This is a genomic window from Yersinia sp. 2466 StPb PI (assembly GCF_041538325.1).
Classification (GTDB): domain Bacteria; phylum Pseudomonadota; class Gammaproteobacteria; order Enterobacterales; family Enterobacteriaceae; genus Yersinia; species Yersinia enterocolitica_E.
Genome location: NZ_JAULSL010000001.1, coordinates 1,464,836 through 1,484,094 on the forward strand (window position 1 = coordinate 1,464,836; position 19,259 = coordinate 1,484,094).

Here is a 19,259-nt window from a genome sequence, read left to right on the forward strand (position 1 = left end):
TTATAAGACTCGTCTGTTAATCAAAAAAAGAGGGGCAAGTGAAGTGAGTTTCCCCATTGATTCCCTATCATCCTAGGGGCAGGACAACTCAGCATAGGTCGCTAAATTTTACGGCGACAAGATATTGATAGCCTCATTAGGCCATTCCACTTATACGTGGCAGAATATAAAAAAATAAATACAACTATTTCACCTGAGATGACAAATAGATAAATATGGATCGTTCACGCTTACTAAAGTTCCTGCTGCCTTATCTGTGGCCTAAAAATAACCCTAAGCTTCGCTATTATTTGGTCGCTGCGGTGATATTTATGGTGGTTTCCAAGGTCAGTACCACTCTGGTCCCACTGGCCTATAAGGCAATGGTTGATACATTAAGCAGTGAGAACGCCAAGATGCTGGCTATTCCAATTGGTTTCATTATTGCATACGGCATCGCCAGAATTAGCGCCTCCTTATTTGAGGAACTGCGGAACGTGATGTTTGTACATGTTAGCCAGAATGCGACTCGGTTACTCGGCTTACGTGTATTTAAACAATTGCATGAGCTAAGTTTGCGCTTTCATCTGGACCGACAAACCGGTGGTTTATCACTGTCAATTGAGCGAGGAACTCAAGCCGTTGCTACTGTACTTTCGCGCTTGCTGTTCTCTATCTTCCCAATTTTGTTTGAAATAACACTGGTTTCGTTGATCATGTGGCATCTATTAGATGGCTGGTTTGCTATCGCGATTTTGGTGACGGTTGGGTGCTATATCTTGTTTACGGTTATGGCCGTCAGTTGGCGAACCCGCTTCAGGCGTGAGCTAAATAAAGCCAATGCCGATGCTAACACTAAGTCTATCGACAGCTTGCTCAATTATGAAACAGTGAAATATTTTGGTAATGAAGCGTTTGAAGCGCAGCGTTTCAACACCTCACGGCAACTCTATGAACATGCGGCAATCAAAAATCAATTCAGTTTTACTGCATTGAGCCTTGGGCAGACTGCAATAATCTCAATTGGATTGGTCGTCATGATGGCGATGGCGGCGCAAGGTATCACGCAGGGCAACATGACTATCGGTGATTTCGTATTAGTTAATGCCTATCTGCTTCAGTTATATCAACCACTTAATTTCTTTGGGTTTATCTATTCTGAGATCAGACAAGCACTGATTGATATGGAAAATATGCTCGATCTGCTGATGGTTAAGAAAGAAGTGACTGATAGACCAGATGCATTACCTTTGAAACTGACACAAGGTGAAGTCCGTTTTGAGTCGGTCAGCTTTGGTTATGACCCTCGCAGACCTATTCTGGATAACGTGAGTTTCAGCATCCCTGCAGGTAAAACAGTCGCTGTAGTGGGGGCCTCCGGTGCGGGGAAATCAACGCTTTCACGTTTATTGTTCCGTTTTTATGATGTGACGGGCGGCGCGATTTATATTGATAATCAGGATATTCGGGCGGTTACCCAGTCAAGTTTGCGCGAAGCGATTGGCATTGTACCGCAGGATACCGTGCTGTTTAATGACACATTGCGTTATAACATCGCTTATGGCAGAACGTCTGCAACTTTTGCAGAGATAGAACGCGCGGCAAAACTGGCACATATCCATAAATTTATTACTAGCCTGCCAGATGGGTATGATACGCGGGTAGGGGAACGGGGGTTGAAGCTTTCCGGTGGCGAAAAACAGCGGGTAGCCATTGCGCGCACTATTCTCAAAAACCCCGCAATATTGGTATTCGATGAAGCGACCAGTGCGTTAGATACGCAAACTGAGCGCGAAATTCAGGCTCATCTGCGAGAAGTTAGTCGCGACCATACTACGTTGGTGATTGCCCATCGCCTATCAACAATCATTGATGCGGATGAAATTATTGTATTGGATGCCGGCGCAATTGTAGAGCGAGGTCGCCACGACGCACTATTACTGACCAATGGGCGTTACGCCGCTATGTGGCAAAATCAATATCATGAGGAGGAGCAACTCGTAGTGTAACTCGCCGCCCGTAAGGGTTATTCAAAAGAGTGCATTAAGATGAAGGTGCCCTCGCTTCTTTGGTATCGGTTGATTTGTGGAACCAATTCTCTGAAATGCGCAGTGGCACAATGTATGTCTAAAGCGGCTTGATCTGGCCATTCCTCAACAAAAATAAAATGGCCAGGGTCTTTATGGTTGATACATAAGTCATAGGATATACAAAGTGGTTCACGCTTTGTACTGGCCACTAATTGTTTATACAGCGGCATAACATCGATAATGTGTTCCGGTTTTATAAAATCTTGGGCAATAACTTTTAGCATTTTTTACTTATGTAACCTCGATTCAATGGAGATAAATAACGCGCGGTGCCAGAAAATGTTATGTAGAGATCGCTCTCTGGCAATTGTCTCATTGTTGGATGATGGCTACGCCCCGGTAAAGTAGGTATAAGCGAATACCGCCAGTGCAATGGCTATCATAATCATGGTTGTCTTTCTCATTCCTGCTCCGATTCTGTGGTCTGTTTTTGTTTTGAGGTTAATCCAACAAGATAACGGAAAATAGCTTAAAAGACACTGATGTGCAGTTCAATATGAGAAATGATCCCTGCGAAAAATTGATCTGTGGATGGCATCGCTGTCACCCCAGCGATGCTATTTAAGTATGGTATTACCTGTGCCGCCAAAATAGTGATAGATAGTTTCAATTGAAGTAAACATGCGCATGTCATTTTAGTGATCTTTCTCACGGTATTGGCGTGATGATTTGTGTTAATTATATTTGTGTGGTAGCGAAGTAGGGGGTGTGAAATGTCAGCACTAGAGAAACTGGTTTCTGAATATTGCCATACCAGCCTGGACTTTGTGGCATCCACGGTTGCTTTTATGGAAAGCCAAAAGAAGAACATTGATGTTGATGAAGTTGAGGCCAGCCTTTCGTTGGACGAACGAGACTATTTCCACGAAAGATTAGCGCATTACAGGGGCATATACCGGCCTTTGTAACAGTGCCTCAATGCTAAATAAGCCGCCTAAGGGCGGCTTATTCGATCATGATATGCCATTCTCACCAAGCAAATCGGTGATTACGCTTGGTGGCGAGGATCACACTTGATGCTTTAAAAGGAGCAGTTACCTCACTTCTTACAACCAACGCCATTTCCTCAAGACTTTCATTGGTAATCACTGAAATAAGTGCCAGCCTGTTGGCGGTAACGGCTTGAACCACAGAAAATAGAGATATTTACTGCTCAAAAAACATTCAAGTAAGCTAAGGTTAATACAGGCCATACACTGACTGTGGAGCCTGGTATGTACCATAAAATAGACGGCAGCGAATACCAACGTATCTTCGTGGTTGGAGATATTCATGGCTGCTATAAAAAACTGATGGATGCCTTGGAACGTGTTCAGTTTGAGCGTTCGACTGATTTACTGGTCTCTGTCGGAGACTTGGCTGATCGGGGTTTGCAGAATATTGAATGTTACGAACTGCTTAATAGCCGCTGGTTTCATGCGGTGCGTGGTAATCATGAACAGATGGCAATTGATGTGTTAGCGGGTGGAGAGGTTGACACTTGGATAGCAAATGGTGGGCGATGGTTTTTTTTACTAGATGTAAGTAATAAACATCTGGTAGAACAACTCATTAGGCGGGCAGAACAATTACCTTTAATTATTGAGGTTAACACTGACCAGGCGAAATATGTTGTTGCTCATGCTGATTATCCTTCAGATGAATATGTCTACGGCAAAGCTGTTAGTGAGCAATTAGTGCTCTGGAACCGTAAGCGTCTTAACGCATCGATGAAAGGGGAAAACCACGAAATTGTAGGGGCAGATAAATTTATCTTCGGTCATACACCGCTGGTGAAACCCTCACTATTTAAAAATCAGCTTTATATCGATACCGGTGCGGTATTTGGCAATACGCTAACCGTGATTCAAATCCAGTAGCCGGTCAACCCCACTGCTGCCTTCTTAACGACCTCAAGACGAGGTACAACCAGGCATAATCAAAAGCTCTGGCTGGCCTATTATCACGTTTGGTCGGCCAGCCGATAGCAATTAAAATGAGATAAAGCGGGATGTGTACTTATTGAGTAATAGGATACGCGACAATAATACAGAAGCAGCAAACACTGACAGTAGTAACGTAAATCTCAGCGTGACGTCGGATAAGTTATATGCACTGGCAATGAAATAGAAAATTCCATCATGCAGTATATACACCCCGATCATTGAGGGGCTGATATAGGCCAATGTTTTCTTTATCCATTGGTGTTTAGTGTCAAAGTTATCAAATATGACAAATAAACATAAACTTAGTATTAAAACGTGTAAGTTATCAAGGAAATAACCTGCATTCACTGTTTTATATACATGTATCGACATAAAACTTTCGTAAAAATACATTGAGATTGCTGTTGGCAGCAGCAGCACTTTAGCGATGAGACGCACTCTCGGTAACTTGGTTATTTTCTGGCACATCTTTGAGCAGAGGAACCTACCGGTTATATAATAGAAAACCCAAGTCCATAATCTAAAATATTGTGGGAAATCAATTAAATATGGCCTTTCAGTGAAGGCGCTGATCAGATCGATCGTAATCGAGAAAATAACCAGACACGAAAGGGTTATGATGGCCGTTCTGTTGCTTTTCAAAACCTTCGAGATTATCGGGTTAAGCAGATAAATAATGGCAATGCTGAACAAAAGCCAACTTTGTAGGAAATACCCTCGTTTGAAGCCATCCTCATTGATAAAATAGAAAAGGACGTTCCAAAAGATAATAATCGTTATTATAGATTTTAATTTACTGAGGATATCCTTTTGATCTATCTCATCATTAGAGTCGATATAACCGATGATCATGAAAAATAATGGGGTAGCAATAATCGATAAAAAGTATAGAACACTCATTACTTCGCCGCCTAAAAAACACTGGTCAGTACAGGTTTTACTTGCAGAGTAGAAAGTAACGGCAGAAAAGCAGCTTAACGTTTTTAGGGCATGTAAACCGACGTTTCTCATAAAGTAGTTTGACTTAAAATAAGGTTAAATGAGAGATGCAGCTTCATAGGGTGTATGGTTTGCATCAGAACCTTCCTATTCAGACTACTAATATTTTTACATTTTTGCATACAATCTGAATGCTGTCACGTTTGGCAAACTGAAACAAAAATAAAAAATAAGGAAATATTCCACAGAGAAACAGACGTTTCCTACACCCTCCGGTGTTGACATCCTATATCGCTCTCCTTTCCCCTATGTTCTACTAACAAGTAGGAAAGTATATTGTGTTATCTATTTGATTTATAATGATATTTATTTCATTGCAAACAGATATGAGTTAACCATTCATGGGGTGCTGAAGCGCTAACGGGTGTGGCCAATATGATAAGCTGTATGATAGTCGATAACGATAAATATCAAACACTGGGTATGGTAACTGTCGTAAAAAAAATATTTGCATCGTTAGGTTTTAAAAAAGAGATTAAATTCTATCGAAAAGCATTTTATTCAGCAGATGTGATTTTTATTGGTGTTGATGAATTCAGCTTTTTCGAAGCGCTGAAACGTTTGGATAAGGCTCCTTCTGAAGCCGATGTTTTTTTGATTTGTGATGCCAGACTGAATAGCTTTTTACAAGGTATTCCTAGGTTCAGCAATGTAACCATGATCTTCAGAGAAGATTCGGTTGATACAGTAATCAACAAGATTACCTCTGTATTTAAACGAAAACTGCGCGGACTTAAAGAGAATCTGGTCGAACGTAAAGTTACCAAGGTGTTGGGGCTGGCATCATCAGAGCGGCAATATTTGACGCCAAATGAAAATATTGTGTTGAAACTATTTAATGAAGGTTTTTCAGGCGGCGATATCGCCAGAATTTTGAAGAAAAGTGAGAAGACAGTTAGCGGACAAAAACGTTCTGCTATGAAGAAACTAGGTGCTCGTACTGACGTTGAGTTGATTAAAATGTTTATGTTCAAGTAGTTAATGAAAATAATCTGATTTTTATTATTTCTAGCGTCAACACCAGAGGATATCAAAGGGATGTTCTTGCGTTAGCGGGCAGGGATGCCAGCATCTAACTTTCCGGGTAGACCGGACAGCCCCAAAGGCATTTGGGGCTGCTTGAGGGTGCTGATATCCCCTAGTTTCAAGAAAAATAGAATCAGTATTAAATACTCTTCAATTTAGCAACCGTACTCTCGATATCAACCTCATGTTCAGAAAACGTATAAGTTACATTCTGGAATGTCGTAATTGATAACATTTTCAATGGCACGGTTTTTTCTGAAATATCTTCTTCCTGCGGCCGGATTTTGTTCATCAGTAAATTTACTGAAAGTATAGTATTAGCCTTGTCTACCTCGGCCTGTGCAGGGACTTCTTTAGTAAAAGTATTGAATGACTTGATGCTGGTGAGTTTGATTCTCTCGTTAGCAATGAATATGTATTTACTCTCGATTGCTACTTTTACCGCAAATGCCGACAACCCTTTGGTATTGGTTGTTGGCTCAAAGGTAACCTCGGCCCCTTTTTTGATCATCTCGGGATTAGCAACTTTAATAACGTGAAAATAACGGTTATCTCCGTTCTCATCGGTGATAAAACCAAAGCCTTTATCTTCAAAAAAAGTTGTTATTCTACCGTTCATCATGCGTCTCATATTAGCGTATCCAATGGCTAAGTATAATACAGGTGAATAGCGTTCAGATACAGCCTGTCAGTTCGCTGAGGCGTTTATCAGCGCCATAATGGTGAACTACAAAAGCAAAAAAATGTGGTTTTCTGTGCTAGAAACAGAGCCAAAAAACGGCGTTTTTCACTTTTTCTCTTCTTTTTGTGATCTCGGCTGTGGACAAAAAACGGTTCTATTGCTGTACTGTAGTTGACACACTATTTGTGTCCAACATTCACGTAAAGGTAAGTTTGATGTCTAAGATTAAAGGTAGCGTTAAGTGGTTCAATGAGTCCAAAGGTTTCGGCTTCATTACCCCAGAAGATGGCAGCAAGGACGTTTTCGTTCATTTCTCAGCCATCGCTAGCAATGGTTTCAAAACTCTTGCTGAAGGCCAGCGTGTAGAATTTGAAATCACGAACGGTGCCAAAGGCCCATCTGCTGCTAATGTTATCGCTATCTAAGTAGCCCATATTTGTTAAAACCCGCCTCTATAGGCGGGTTTTTTATGGGTATTACCAATAAGATAAAAAGAGGGCTTTTGTTGAACGACACGACACAACTCGTTGTTTTACAATCAACAAAAGTAGAATTGAGAGAAGTAACACATCAAAGTTAGAACAGATAGGCTTTGAGAAATATCACGGTGATGACCAGGCAAAAAATAACTGTTAGCCACTCAGCCCGTTTTTTTGGTAATCCAAACATAGTGTTATCCAACACATCAGTCACCACCATCGGCTAACTGTTCTCTGGCAAATGATTATCCGGTTCGTAGATTAAGAAAACATTAAGACGATACCACCCGACCCGTGACTTTCTTTATCTTGCACGTTTCCGGGCAATATAATGGACTACCCGGAAAGTTAAACTATTTATAGTTACTCGCTATTATTGCCCCGCGAAGTGATTGACCAATATAAAGGCCAGCATCGTCATCGCAAGTGACCCGGCCAGATTAAGTAAAACAGTCCCCGCCGCCCATGCCAGCTTACCTTCCTGAATGAGATAAACCACTTCCACAGAGAAGGTGGAAAATGTCGTTAGACCACCACAAAAACCTGTCGTAATCAGAAGCTTCCATACGGGATCAATATGTGCAATGCGGGTAAACAGCGCTAATGTCAGACCAATGATAAAAGCACCTATCAGGTTTACCAGCAGTGTTCCCACGGGGACATGGGGTGATAAGCTGTTTAGCTTCATACTGACCAGCCAGCGAGCAACGCTGCCCACGCCACCACCAATAAATACTGCGAGTAATGTATTAAACATAAATACCTTTCATTATGGATACCCATCGTGCGGGGTAGTTGGTCATTATTAATGGGCTTTTCAGAAAGGCTTAGGCGCAATACTACGCACCTTAATGAAAAGGTTACGTAGACATCATCAGCCTTGAAGGGCGGTTATGGAGGAATGTCATCTCCAGAGCTTACGAATCAATAATACACTGACTTTTTACATCATGAAATCTATTGGGAATAGTTTTTAACTGGCCAGCTCAATACGATTACGACCATTATCTTTTGCCTGGTACAGTGCGGAGTCAGCCGCTTTCAACCATTGCTGATAATTAATCATGTCGTGCCTGTAATCAGCAATGCCAGCACTTACTCTAAGTTGCAGCGTGGGGGCTTGCGTAAAGGCTAATTCAGCTAGTTTTTCTTGAATTCGCGTTAATACTTCGCGGGTTTGTTCGGCGGTGGTATTGGGCAAAATAGCACCGAACTCGTCGCCACCATAGCGACCGACAATATCAATGGCCCGCAGCCCTAATAATAACTCCTCAGCAAGAACCGTAATGGCTTCATCGCCGACGGCATGGCCAAAGGTGTCATTTATGGCTTTGAAGTTATCAATATCAAGTAAAATGAGTGTTGCGCCGTGCTGATAGCGCCGGCAACTGTCAAATTGATTATGTAACTGGTGTTCCCAATGTCTGCGGTTATACAAACCAGTTAACCCATCTCTTACACTAATACGTAATAGCTCTTCTTTGTTTTCGGCCAAACGCTTGGCAGTTCGATAGGTTACTAATCCGAGTAGGGAAGGGTAGATAATTATCATCGGCAAACAAGCATAAACCTGAATGGGGGAAGTTTCAGGTTCAAAGGGCAAGTTAAATATCCATGCGGTCAATAAGCTACAGGAGATTTGCAAGGCTAAACCTTTGCAAAAAATGTTCTTACCCCCGGAAGCAATATTATTCATACTCATCATGGATAGAATAACAATGGATGGCAAAGCATTGAACGACATTATTGCCACCCAGACGCCACCCAACGCAGAGTCTATTTTCATGTTGATTATTTCTTGCTCAAACGGTTGTTCAGACCGCAACGCCAGCAAGAATGCAATATGTGGCCATATCAACCCATTAATAGCTAACATCAGCCATAGCCATAATGGGGAATGCTGTGTGTAGAGCACTGAGCCTACACAAAACATACCTACACCTAAGCCAAATGCTCGAGGTAAATAAGTTCTTTTAGCAAAACTTAACCCTGACCGACGGGTGTTTATTCTACTTGAATAAGGCAATTGGCGGCTCCCTCTTTCTTTTTGCTTTGGGGGGATGTTAACGGCAATGTCTCATCCGGAATGAGTCAAAATAAGTGATAATAGACTCTGAGTAATCATAGTTCACTAACGAAATCTGTTACATATTACTGTTGTTTTAATCGGTAATTTATTCGTAAATAGGCCATTATTTAACAATATCCAACGTCATTGGCGTTGTCGCTCGCGAGTGAATCCCACCATTCTGACTCATGTGAGTGATTCAGGGCGTGAGATGTGCTCACATTGGCGCAATATCCAGTAAGAAGGATATATTCATTGTTTAATGAACAGAGCTAATCAAGAAGGTGAGTATGGAAGGTATCAGTATTACCAAATTGTTGGTAGTCGGCATATTGATTGTGTTGTTGTTTGGAACCAGCAAATTGCGCACGTTGGGCGCGGATCTGGGGGCTGCCCTGAAAGGCTTTAAAAAGGCTATGGGTAATGATGATGCACCTGCGGCGACGCCTGTTGCTGAAGCTAAAACGGCCGTTGAAACCAAAACAACACCGCCAATTGAGCATAAGGACTGATTGCCCTCGCTCGATATAACCGGTATTCCGGTGAAAGCGGCAGGATGAAAATTCTTTAACTTAGCTATTATCAGCAAACTTATTATGTCTGATAACAGAAAACGGATCTCCAGTGGAAATCCCTTTTTGCTTGTCTGGCATTTAAGGTGTAACTAAATATTTCATAAAATTGGCCTGAAAGTCTCATCAGGCCAATTTATTTATTTTACTTCCAACCCTTTTGCTTGCAGATCGGCATGATAAGAAGAGCGAACAAACGGGCCACAAGCAGCGTGGGTAAAGCCCATTGCCATAGCTTCTGCTTTCATTTCGTCAAACTCAGCCGGGCTGACGTAGCGCTGTACGGGTAAATGGTGGCGGCTTGGTTGCAAATATTGCCCTAGAGTCAGCATGGTTACTCCATGGCGGCGCAGATCATGCATAACCTCAACGATTTCAGCATTGGTTTCCCCCAAGCCAACCATCAAACCTGATTTAGTCGGAATATCAGGATGAGCCTCTTTAAAGCGCTCAAGTAATTTAAGCGACCACTCATAGTTAGCCCCAGGTCGCACTTGGCGATACACCCGTGGTACGTTTTCCAGATTATGGTTAAACACATCCGGTGGGGTGACAGTCAAAATATCTAACGCGCGATCCATACGGCCACGGAAGTCAGGCACCAATGTTTCAATTTTTATGGTCGGATTTTTGGCTCGAATGGCTGCGATACAATCTGCAAAATGTTGAGCGCCACCATCGCGTAAGTCATCACGGTCAACCGAGGTGATAACCACATAGCGTAATCCCATATCTTTGATTGTTTGAGCCAGCTTTTCTGGCTCATTGGCATCAGGTGTAACCGGACGACCATGGGCAACGTCACAGAATGGGCAGCGGCGGGTACAAATTGCGCCGAGGATCATAAAGGTCGCCGTTCCGTGGTTGAAGCACTCTGACAAGTTAGGGCAGGATGCCTCTTCGCAAACCGAGTGCAGACCGTTTTTACGCATTGCTGCCTTGATACCCTGAATGCGGCTGGAGTCAGCGGGTAGCTTGATTTTCATCCATTCGGGTTTACGTAACAGTTCCTGACGTTCGGTAACCACGGTTTTAATCGGGATTAACGCCATTTTATCTGCGTCGCGGTATTTTACGCCACGTTCCATCTGAATCGGTTTACTCATAATCGTGCAGGTTCCAGTTCTGAATCTCTCAATTTGAGATTTTTCATTAAATTCAACGTGATATGGCTTGCGTTGAAAATTTTTTGAAAATTGTTTAAAAATTATATCATCATTACCCTATCCTATTCAGCCCCCAATTACGTGGGCTATCTTAAAAGAGTCAGGGCATTCACGATTTCAATTGGCTAACTTAGGATACGTCAGATGATAAATAGTCTGCCAGTGACCATGGCTGCTGTTCCGCTTGCGGATAGCCCAATTGGCGGGTAAATTCGCGCACCAAGATTGGCTGGATATCAGCAACAGTTGTCCCTGTTTTTAAGGCACTGACTTGGGTCATTTGCATGCCAGCATAACCGCATGGGTTTATGCGTTGGAACGGCTCCAGGTCCATATCGATATTCAAGGCCAGCCCGTGAAACGAGCAACCTCTACGGATGCGTAATCCCAACGAGCATATTTTCTGCTGGCCGACATAGACACCGGGGGCATCTGGGCGGGCTTGTGAGTCAATAGCAAAATGAGCCAATGTCTGAATCACGGTATTCTCAATCGCTGTAACCAATTGCCGCACGCCAATTTTGGCACGCTTGAGGTCAATCATGACATACATGACTTGCTGGCCGGGGCCATGATAGGTGACCTGACCGCCTCTATCACTTTGGATAACCGGAATATCACCGGGCATCAGCACATGTTCGGCTTTTCCCGCCTGACCTTGAGTGAAAACGTGCTGATGCTCAACCAGCCAGATTTCATCTGGAGTGGCGTCAGTACGGAACTCAGTGAAATTATGCATAGCTTGAGATACGGGGGCATAGGGTTGTAGCCCTAGCTGACGTAAAATGATCTTGTGTTGTTGCAAGCGAGGCATCATCTGGTTACAGAAATGGTGGCGTCAGTATACCAGCCCAGCGATGTGGGGCTACTATTTTGACATTTAAAAAAGCAGGTTTGCGGTTCAACCATGGGGTTAAAAGGCAAAATAAGGCCCAGAGCGTGAATAACCGCTCCGGGCCATAATAAGGCGGGCTTGGTACAAATTAGGTATCTTGCTCGTAGGCAATATGGACTTAACTCGATGGTCCTAACTATATGGTCCTAACTATATGGTCCTAACTATATGGTCTTAACTACAGTACCATTCGCACCAGTTCAAGGTCGGCCAGCTCTTTATACAGGATTTCCACTTGATCAATATGGGTGGCTGTAATGGTGATGGAGACGGAGTGAAAGTTGCCTTTGCTGCTCGGTTTTACCTGCGGGGTATAATCACCCGGAGCATGGCGCTGTACCACTTCTACCACCTGGTTTACCAACTGTGGTTCTGCAATGCCCATTACCTTGTAGGTAAAAGAACAAGGGAACTCAAGCAGTTCGTTCAGTTTAGTTTTCATGTGCGCTCCTGGGGTGTTGACGGACAGATTACTGCCGGATAGGTGCTAGGATAAAGAAAGAATTATCCGACCTTAAAATTATAACTCCCGCCGGGGCGGGAGTTTCAGATTATTTATAATATGGGGATAGTCTGCTGATTTTCAAGCCCGCCAACTAACCGAACCAGCGGTGGAACATCAGTTTGATGTAGTCCACCATGCGACTAAAGAATCCGCCTTCTTTAACTTCATTCATCACCACTAATGGGCGCTGATCGATAGTTTTGCCATCTAACTGGAAGTTAATCATGCCAACAACCTGATTCTTCGCCAGTGGCGCATGAATCTCTGGGGTATTCAGTACATAGCTGGCTTTCAGGTCTTTCATACGGCCACGTGGAATAGTCAGGTAGACGTCTTTATCAACACCCAACTGCACTCGGTCACTGTCGCCGAACCAGACTGGCTCTGACGCAAACTCTTTACCCACTTTCAATGGTGCGACAGTTTCAAAGAAACGGAAGCCCCAGGTCAGTAATTTTTTACTCTCGGTTTCACGGCCTTTATAGGTGTGACCGCCCAGCACGGCTGAGATCAAACGCATTTGACCATCGGTAGCGGAGGCCACCAGATTGTAGCCAGCAGCATCGGTATGACCGGTTTTAATACCATCAACATTCAAACTGGTATCCCACAGTAAACCGTTACGGTTCATCTGACGGATATTGTTGAAGGTGAATTCTTTCTCTTTGTAAATGGCATACTCATCCGGTACATCGCGAATCAGTGCTTGACCAATCAGCGCCATATCGCGCGCAGAGCTGTACTGGCCTTCAGCATCTAAACCGTGAACTGTTTTGAACTGGGTATTTTGCAGGCCCAGTGCTTTAACGTAGTTGTTCATCAGGTTGACGAATGAGTCCTGGCTGCCAGCAACATAATCAGCCATCGCGACACAGGCGTCATTACCGGATTGCAGATTGATACCCCGAGTCAGTTTAGAAACCGGTACACGGTCACCGGGTTTCAAAAACATCAACGAAGAGCCTTTGAATTCTGGATTGCCGGTTGCCCAGGCATCTTTCCCCACGGTAACCATATCTTCTGGCCCGATTTTGCCTGCTTTGATTGCTTGGCCGATAACATAACTGGTCATCATTTTGGTCAAGCTGGCCGGATTACGACGCGCATCAGCATTCATTTCTGCCAATACTTTGCCGGAGTTGTAATCAATCAGCACATACGCTTCTGAGTCGATCTGTGGCACGCCGGGGATCATGGTTTTCAGATTGACGTCATCAGCGTTTGCAGCAGACGCTGTGCTCATAACAATAACAGTGCTGAGCGCCAGGCTCTTGATAATGCGAGAAGTAGTTACATATTTCATGATCAGGACAACAACATCCGTGGGAGTAAGTTAAGAAAGTGCCACACTATACCATACCCTTACTTACTTAACGTTGTAGCGGCGTTAGCGGCACTCACTCATCCGAATCACATGTTCATCGGGATGCATTCATTTGCGGCCTTGCTGCAACGCCAATAAATTTGGCTATACACCTGTGTGGCGTTTATTGGTTTCACCGTAACATCCTGTTTGCACAAGGGGTTACGGTTATTTTTATCTGACAGACCTTAAATTGCTACAAGGTATGTATGTTTTAAGGCGCCGCGACCACAAATGATTGCTGCTGAGCTTCGCTCGATAGGCGCTGTTGCAGTTCTACGGCTTGTTGGCGGCTACTGAATGGCCCAAGTTGGACACGATGCACGCTACCATTGGTGTCTACTTTACCCGGTACCCCAAAACGTTGGCTCAGGCTTTGCTGCCAAGTTTGCGCCCGTTGAGCATCACTCAACGCACCGACCTGAACCACATAACCACCAGAGGTCGCAGCACCTGTTGTTGCTACTGATGAGGTCACGGGACCGGGGTTGGCAACAACCGGTGGTGTCACCGGCCCTGCACCCAGAGTGGATACAGAATCCACGGCAGGTTCTGAGCTTTCCAACACGCCAGCCGGTACCGGGGTCGATGCCCTCAGGAAGCCGCTACTTTGTGGCGCGACCGGTTGAGTGGCATCCGCACCAGACAAATTACTGTTAGCGATAGGGCGCACTGGCGCACTTACTGCGGGCGCATCCTGTTGCACTGGCGTCCCCATCCCGCTGGAGGTCAAGTCCGGGCGGCTTGGTAAGGCATAACTTTGCTTGGCAATGGTGGTACCGACCATACCTGGGCCTGACAGCGAGCCATCAGGTGCGACATTGATAAAATCAATTTTCACTTTGGTATTATTCGAAATATTCAGGCGATCAGCGGCCGCTTTGGATAAATCAATTACTCGCCCAGGGGTATACGGGCCACGGTCATTCACGCGCACCACAATCTGGCGGCCATTACTGACATTGGTGACGCGCACATAACTTGGAATGGGCAAAGTAGGGTGGGCGGCGGTCAATGCATTAGGATCGAACGTTTCGCCAGTGGCGGTTGTATTGCCGTTAGCTTCTTCGCCATACCAAGCGGCAAGACCCACCTGAGTGAAGTTTTGTGGATCTTTAATAATGCTGTAAGACTGGCCATTGGCTTTATAATCCTGATTAAAATTAGGATTAAAGGGTTCATAGCGCGGTTCTGCCCCGCCAATCTCTTCAACCGGGCCGTTGTACGTCTGTTGCACCTGTTGCTGGGGTGCCGGAGGCTGACTGGTACATGCTGATAACAGCACGCCTGCGATGCCTATCCAAAGCCATTCCTTACGCATTGCTCACCTCTATAAATTCTTCGATAACATTTTGCGATGAGTATGTATCGACATCACGATACCAAACCCGGCCATCAGAACTATCAGTGCCGAGCCTCCATAGCTGACCAAAGGCAAAGGTACGCCAACCACAGGTAAAATTCCACTGACCATACCTATGTTAACAAACACATATACAAATAGTATCAGCATTAATCCTCCTACCATCACTCGGCCGAAGGTGGTTTGTGCGTGGGCGGCAATCACCAAACCACGCATAATGAGACAGAGATAAAGCGCTAATAGTACCAGCACGCCAATTAAACCTAGCTCCTCTGCCAGTACGGCAAAGATAAAATCAGTATGGCGTTCCGGTAAAAACTCCAGTTGTGACTGAGTTCCGTGTAGCCAGCCTTTCCCTGATAAGCCACCTGAGCCGATGGCGATTTTTGATTGGATAATATGATAACCGGCGCCGAGCGGATCACTTTCCGGGTCCAGCAGCATCATCACGCGGTCGCGCTGATAGCCGTGCATCAGGAAGAACCACAATATCGGGATAAATGCGGCGACCAATACGGCGGCAATAGCGATTAAACGCCAACTCATACCGGAGAGAAACAAGACGAACAGGCCAGAGGCCGCAATTAGGATCGAGGTACCCAGATCGGGTTGAGCGGCCACCAATAAGGTCGGCATAAAGATTAAAATCAGCGCAATACCGGTATTTTTTAATGAGGGTGGACAGACGTCACGGTTCATAAAGCGTGCTACCATCAGCGGAACCGCAATTTTAGCAATTTCAGAGGGTTGGAAGCGAATAAAACCCAAGTCCAGCCAGCGCTGTGCACCTTTACTGATTTGACCAAAGGCATCAACCAATACCAACAAAATTACGCAAACGAAATAGAGGTAGGGTGCCCAGTTTTCATAGACGCGCGGCGGTATCTGCGCCATAACCAGCATGACAATCAGGCCCATAGCGATTTGACCAACTTTGCGTTCCATCATGCCGATATCTTGCCCGCTGGCGCTCCACATCACAAAGGCGCTATAAGCCAACAGCGCCAGGATGCAAATCAAAAACGGCAGATCGATGTGCATTTTGTACCACAAAGAGCCTTTTTGTTGATTATCAGTCATGAGTTACCTTCGTCCGCTTCAATTAATCTGCTTCAACACCTGGAGGCAGAGGGGCCGCATCCGGTAATTCAGTATTATTATCACCCAACAAAATGTGGTCGAGTATTTGGCGGGTAATAGTCCCCACCGCAGGCCCGGCACCTCCATTTTCTAAAATCATGGCGACAGATACCGTTGGATTTTCGTAAGGCGCAAACGCAACCATCAATTTATGGTCACGTAAGTGTTCCGCCACTTTATGGGCATTATAGGTTTCATAGCTATAAACCTGCGCGGTACCGGATTTTGCCGCTGCTTTATAAGGTGTACCTTCAAAAAACTTACGCCCCGTTCCGTTCGGACGGTTGGCTACACCATACATGCCATCTTTAGCAATTTCCCAATAACCGGAATGTATATCACCAATTTGCGTGCGATCTTCTTGTTGATAGGGGACTAACTCTCCATTAATCCGGGTGCTTTGTAGCAGATGTGGCGTTTTAACCGCGCCATCATTAATCAGCGTCATTAACGCTTTTGCCATCTGGATTGGGGTGGCGGTCCAATACCCTTGGCCGATACCCACCGGAATGGTATCCCCTTGGTACCACGGTTTTTTGTGGCGTTTTTGTTTCCACTCACGGGTCGGCATCAGGCCCGCGCGCTCTTCGGATAGATCGATACCAGTATATTCGCCGTAGCCGAATTTACTCATCCATGAGGACAAACGATCAATCCCCATGTCATAGGAAACCTGATAGAAGAAGGTATCCGCCGACTCTTCCAGCGCCTTGGTGACATTCAACCGACCATGACCCCATTTTTTCCAGTCGCGAAAGCGTTTTTCTGAGCCAGGCAGTTGCCACCAGCCAGGGTCAAACAAGCTGGTATTTTTGGTGATAACCCCGGCACTCAGGGCGGAAACGGCAATATAGGGTTTTACTGTAGACGCAGGGGGGTAGACACCCTGGGTGGCACGGTTAATCAGCGGGCGGTCAGGATCGTTCAACAACCCCTGATAATCTTTGCTGGAGATCCCATCGACAAATAGGTTCGGGTCATAACTTGGGTTCGATACCAAGGCTAAGATAGCGCCGGTGCGTGGGTCCGTGACCACCACTGCGGCGCGGCTGCCACTCAGCAGTTTTTCAATATAGGTTTGCAGATGTAAATCAAGCGTCAGGTAAATATCTTTACCGGCCTGCGGCGGCTGCTCATGTAGCTGGCGGATCACCCGGCCACGGTTATTGACTTCAACTTCTTCATAACCGGTTTTGCCGTGTAATACGGATTCATAATAGCGCTCAATACCCAGTTTGCCGATATCGTGGGTTGCGGCATAGTTAGCCAGAATACCTTCTTTATCCAACCGTTCGACATCTTTATCGTTAATTTTCGATACATAACCGATAACGTGAGTCAGGGCCGAACCATAGGGATAGAAGCGGCGTTGATAGCCTTTGACTTCAATACCGGGGAAGCGGAATTGGTTAACGGCGAAACGGGCGACCTGCACCTCGGTAAGGGGGGTCTTAACGGCAATGGAGGTAAAGCGGCGTGAGCGCTTACGCTCTTTTTCAAAATTAGCGATATCCTCATCCGTCAGATCCACTATCGGGCGTAGTGCATTGAGTGTCGCGGGGAGGTCTTCGATTTTTTCCGGCATCAATTCTAATTGATAAATGGTCCGGTTCATCGCCAACGGGGTGCCGTTGCGATCAAATATCATACCGCGGCTAGGAGCGATAGGGACCAGCTTAATGCGGTTTTCATTGGAACGGGTGCGATAGTCTTCGAAACGCACTATCTGCAAATTGTACAAGTTTACAGTCAATATTCCGCTTAGCAGCAGGATACCGAGGAAAGCCACAAGGGCGCGGCGGACAAACAAGGCTGATTCAGCTGAATAGTCGCGGAAAGGGTTAGGTTCTTTTTTCATCCCGCAGCTACTTCATCTTGTCCAAAACCAACACGTTACTCAAAGCCATCACTTTACTCAGGTTCATCGCCGCTTATTCCCGATGATAAGGGTGATTGGTCGTAATACTCCAGGCGCGATAGAGGCTTTCAGCCACTAAAACACGCACTAAAGGATGGGGTAGCGTAAGCACAGAGAGCGACCAGCTCTGCTCTGCGGCAGCTTTACAGGCTGGGGCTAATCCCTCCGGCCCGCCAATCAGCAGACTGACATCACGGCCGTCCTGCTTCCAGCGTTCTAATTGCTGAGCCAATTGTGGAGTTTCCCAGGGAGTGCCTGGGATATCCAGCGTGACAATGCGGTTATTCTTGCCAACCGCCGCCAGCATCAGTTCGCCTTCTTTTTCCAAAATGCGTTTAATATCCGCATTTTTGCCCCGCTTACCGGCCGGTATTTCTACCAGCTCGAAGGGCATATCTTTGGGAAAGCGGCGCAGGTAATCCATGAAACCTGTCTGCACCCAGTCTGGCATTTTGGTGCCGACAGCCACCAGTTGCAGTTTCACCGCTTAGCTCCAGAGTTTTTCCAGTTCATACAGACGGCGGCTTTCTTCTTGCATGACATGCACAATGATTTCGCCTAAATCCACAACAACCCAGTCAGACACACCCTGGCCTTCTACGCCCAGCGGTATCATGCCTGCCACACGGGATTCCTGCACCAGATTGTCTGCCAGCGCCATAACATGGCGGGTAGAAGTCCCGGTACAGATGATCATGTAATCAGTGATGCTGGACTTACCCTGAACATCCAAAGTGATAATGTCCTGGCCTTTCAAGTCATCGAGCTTGTCGATAACAAATTCTTGGAGCGCTTTACCTTGCAAAGGTTCCCCCTCGGGTGATTTCTGTCCATACCCTTCGTCCTTGAAGTTGCTGGGGTGTTAGCTGCACTTTCTCACCCGAATCACTTACTCATGTAAGCTTATCGGGATTCGTGCGCTGGCTGGCTACCTGCAACGTCAAGTTCTTTGGGTATTAACGTTCTTCCGTATTGTTTGCAGGAGTTCCCACGAACAGTTACCGGTATGAACAGTTAGAATGTAACGGTTTTTCAGCGAATACCTGAAATTTAGCGGCGGAGTATAACATGGGTGAATGCGTCGCGATA

The 19,259-nt window shown here is 45.4% G+C and carries 20 protein-coding genes and 1 riboswitch; of the genes, 6 read left to right on the top strand and 14 right to left on the bottom strand.

The window, feature by feature from the left end:
• The first annotated feature begins 215 nt into the window (after positions 1-215).
• Positions 216-1,988, top strand: coding sequence for an ABC transporter ATP-binding protein/permease (locus tag Q2T72_RS06550; RefSeq protein ID WP_083159706.1), 1,773 nt, complete (start codon positions 216-218; stop codon positions 1,986-1,988).
• Positions 1,989-2,005: 17 nt separating this feature from the next.
• Here Q2T72_RS06550 and Q2T72_RS06555 read toward each other — a convergent pair whose 3' ends face one another.
• Positions 2,006-2,293 carry a putative quinol monooxygenase gene (locus Q2T72_RS06555; RefSeq protein ID WP_083159704.1) on the bottom strand — a complete coding sequence of 96 codons (288 nt, stop codon included), beginning with the start codon at positions 2,291-2,293 and terminating at the stop codon, positions 2,006-2,008.
• 489 nt (positions 2,294-2,782) lie between these two features.
• On the opposite strand from Q2T72_RS06555, the gene Q2T72_RS06560 reads away from it, so the two are divergent.
• Together Q2T72_RS06560 and Q2T72_RS06565 are read left to right on the top strand one after the other, a co-directional pair.
• Positions 2,783-2,977, top strand: a complete 195-nt coding sequence (locus Q2T72_RS06560) for a glycogen synthase (RefSeq protein ID WP_083159702.1) — start codon at positions 2,783-2,785, stop codon at positions 2,975-2,977.
• Positions 2,978-3,283: 306 nt separating this feature from the next.
• Entirely contained in the window at positions 3,284-3,928 is a 645-nt protein-coding gene (locus Q2T72_RS06565) for a metallophosphoesterase (RefSeq protein ID WP_083159700.1), read from the top strand.
• A gap of 111 nt (positions 3,929-4,039) precedes the next feature.
• Here Q2T72_RS06565 and Q2T72_RS06570 read toward each other — a convergent pair whose 3' ends face one another.
• Positions 4,040-5,005 carry an acyltransferase gene (locus Q2T72_RS06570; protein ID WP_083159698.1) on the bottom strand — a complete coding sequence of 322 codons (966 nt, stop codon included), beginning with the start codon at positions 5,003-5,005 and terminating at the stop codon, positions 4,040-4,042.
• Between the two features lie 375 nt (positions 5,006-5,380).
• Between Q2T72_RS06570 and Q2T72_RS06575 the strand changes: the two genes are divergently transcribed.
• Complete coding sequence (locus Q2T72_RS06575; protein WP_102970450.1) at positions 5,381-5,971, top strand: LuxR family transcriptional regulator; 591 nt, start codon at positions 5,381-5,383, stop codon at positions 5,969-5,971.
• A 187-nt stretch (positions 5,972-6,158) separates the two neighbouring features.
• On the opposite strand, the gene Q2T72_RS06580 is transcribed toward Q2T72_RS06575, so the two are convergent.
• Positions 6,159-6,638, bottom strand: a complete 480-nt coding sequence (locus Q2T72_RS06580; RefSeq protein WP_083159694.1) for a cold-shock protein — start codon at positions 6,636-6,638, stop codon at positions 6,159-6,161.
• 278 nt (positions 6,639-6,916) lie between these two features.
• On the opposite strand from Q2T72_RS06580, the gene cspE reads away from it, so the two are divergent.
• Positions 6,917-7,126, top strand: a complete 210-nt coding sequence (gene cspE, locus Q2T72_RS06585) for a transcription antiterminator/RNA stability regulator CspE (protein ID WP_002210315.1) — start codon at positions 6,917-6,919, stop codon at positions 7,124-7,126.
• 427 nt (positions 7,127-7,553) lie between these two features.
• Here cspE and crcB read toward each other — a convergent pair whose 3' ends face one another.
• The gene (gene crcB, locus Q2T72_RS06590; RefSeq protein WP_083159692.1) at positions 7,554-7,937 is read right to left on the bottom strand and encodes a fluoride efflux transporter CrcB; all 384 of its coding nucleotides are present in this window, start codon (positions 7,935-7,937) and stop codon (positions 7,554-7,556) included.
• Between the two features lie 101 nt (positions 7,938-8,038).
• Positions 8,039-8,101, bottom strand: a riboswitch (Fluoride riboswitch).
• 52 nt (positions 8,102-8,153) lie between these two features.
• Positions 8,154-9,206 carry a diguanylate cyclase gene (locus tag Q2T72_RS06595; protein ID WP_083159690.1) on the bottom strand — a complete coding sequence of 351 codons (1,053 nt, stop codon included), beginning with the start codon at positions 9,204-9,206 and terminating at the stop codon, positions 8,154-8,156.
• A gap of 332 nt (positions 9,207-9,538) precedes the next feature.
• Here Q2T72_RS06595 and tatA point away from each other — a divergent pair, with 332 nt between their 5' ends.
• Complete coding sequence (gene tatA / locus Q2T72_RS06600; protein WP_372568854.1) at positions 9,539-9,760, top strand: Sec-independent protein translocase subunit TatA; 222 nt, start codon at positions 9,539-9,541, stop codon at positions 9,758-9,760.
• Between the two features lie 200 nt (positions 9,761-9,960).
• Here tatA and lipA read toward each other — a convergent pair whose 3' ends face one another.
• The 9 genes from lipA to rsfS all read right to left on the bottom strand — a co-directional run bounded on the left by lipA (position 9,961) and on the right by rsfS (position 18,975).
• Complete coding sequence (lipA, locus tag Q2T72_RS06605) at positions 9,961-10,926, bottom strand: lipoyl synthase (protein WP_083159686.1); 966 nt, start codon at positions 10,924-10,926, stop codon at positions 9,961-9,963.
• Between the two features lie 190 nt (positions 10,927-11,116).
• Positions 11,117-11,803, bottom strand: a complete 687-nt coding sequence (gene lipB / locus Q2T72_RS06610) for a lipoyl(octanoyl) transferase LipB (protein WP_083159684.1) — start codon at positions 11,801-11,803, stop codon at positions 11,117-11,119.
• Positions 11,804-12,059: 256 nt separating this feature from the next.
• Complete coding sequence (ybeD, locus tag Q2T72_RS06615; protein WP_032905731.1) at positions 12,060-12,323, bottom strand: DUF493 family protein YbeD; 264 nt, start codon at positions 12,321-12,323, stop codon at positions 12,060-12,062.
• Positions 12,324-12,477: 154 nt separating this feature from the next.
• Complete coding sequence (gene dacA / locus Q2T72_RS06620; RefSeq protein ID WP_083159682.1) at positions 12,478-13,689, bottom strand: D-alanyl-D-alanine carboxypeptidase DacA; 1,212 nt, start codon at positions 13,687-13,689, stop codon at positions 12,478-12,480.
• Between the two features lie 274 nt (positions 13,690-13,963).
• Positions 13,964-15,070 (bottom strand): endolytic peptidoglycan transglycosylase RlpA, encoded by a 1,107-nt coding sequence (rlpA, locus tag Q2T72_RS06625; protein ID WP_083159680.1) that lies wholly within the window; start codon positions 15,068-15,070, stop codon positions 13,964-13,966.
• A 9-nt stretch (positions 15,071-15,079) separates the two neighbouring features.
• Entirely contained in the window at positions 15,080-16,192 is a 1,113-nt protein-coding gene (gene mrdB / locus Q2T72_RS06630) for a peptidoglycan glycosyltransferase MrdB (RefSeq protein WP_005182719.1), read from the bottom strand.
• Between the two features lie 22 nt (positions 16,193-16,214).
• Positions 16,215-18,110, bottom strand: a complete 1,896-nt coding sequence (gene mrdA, locus Q2T72_RS06635) for a peptidoglycan DD-transpeptidase MrdA (RefSeq protein WP_083159678.1) — start codon at positions 18,108-18,110, stop codon at positions 16,215-16,217.
• Between the two features lie 73 nt (positions 18,111-18,183).
• Positions 18,184-18,654: a 23S rRNA (pseudouridine(1915)-N(3))-methyltransferase RlmH gene (gene rlmH, locus Q2T72_RS06640; RefSeq protein WP_083159676.1), complete on the bottom strand. Its 471-nt coding sequence runs from the start codon at positions 18,652-18,654 to the stop codon at positions 18,184-18,186.
• 3 nt (positions 18,655-18,657) lie between these two features.
• On the bottom strand, positions 18,658-18,975 hold the full coding sequence (gene rsfS, locus Q2T72_RS06645; RefSeq protein WP_083159674.1) for a ribosome silencing factor: 318 nt from the start codon (positions 18,973-18,975) through the stop codon (positions 18,658-18,660).
• Positions 18,976-19,259 lie beyond the last annotated feature (284 nt).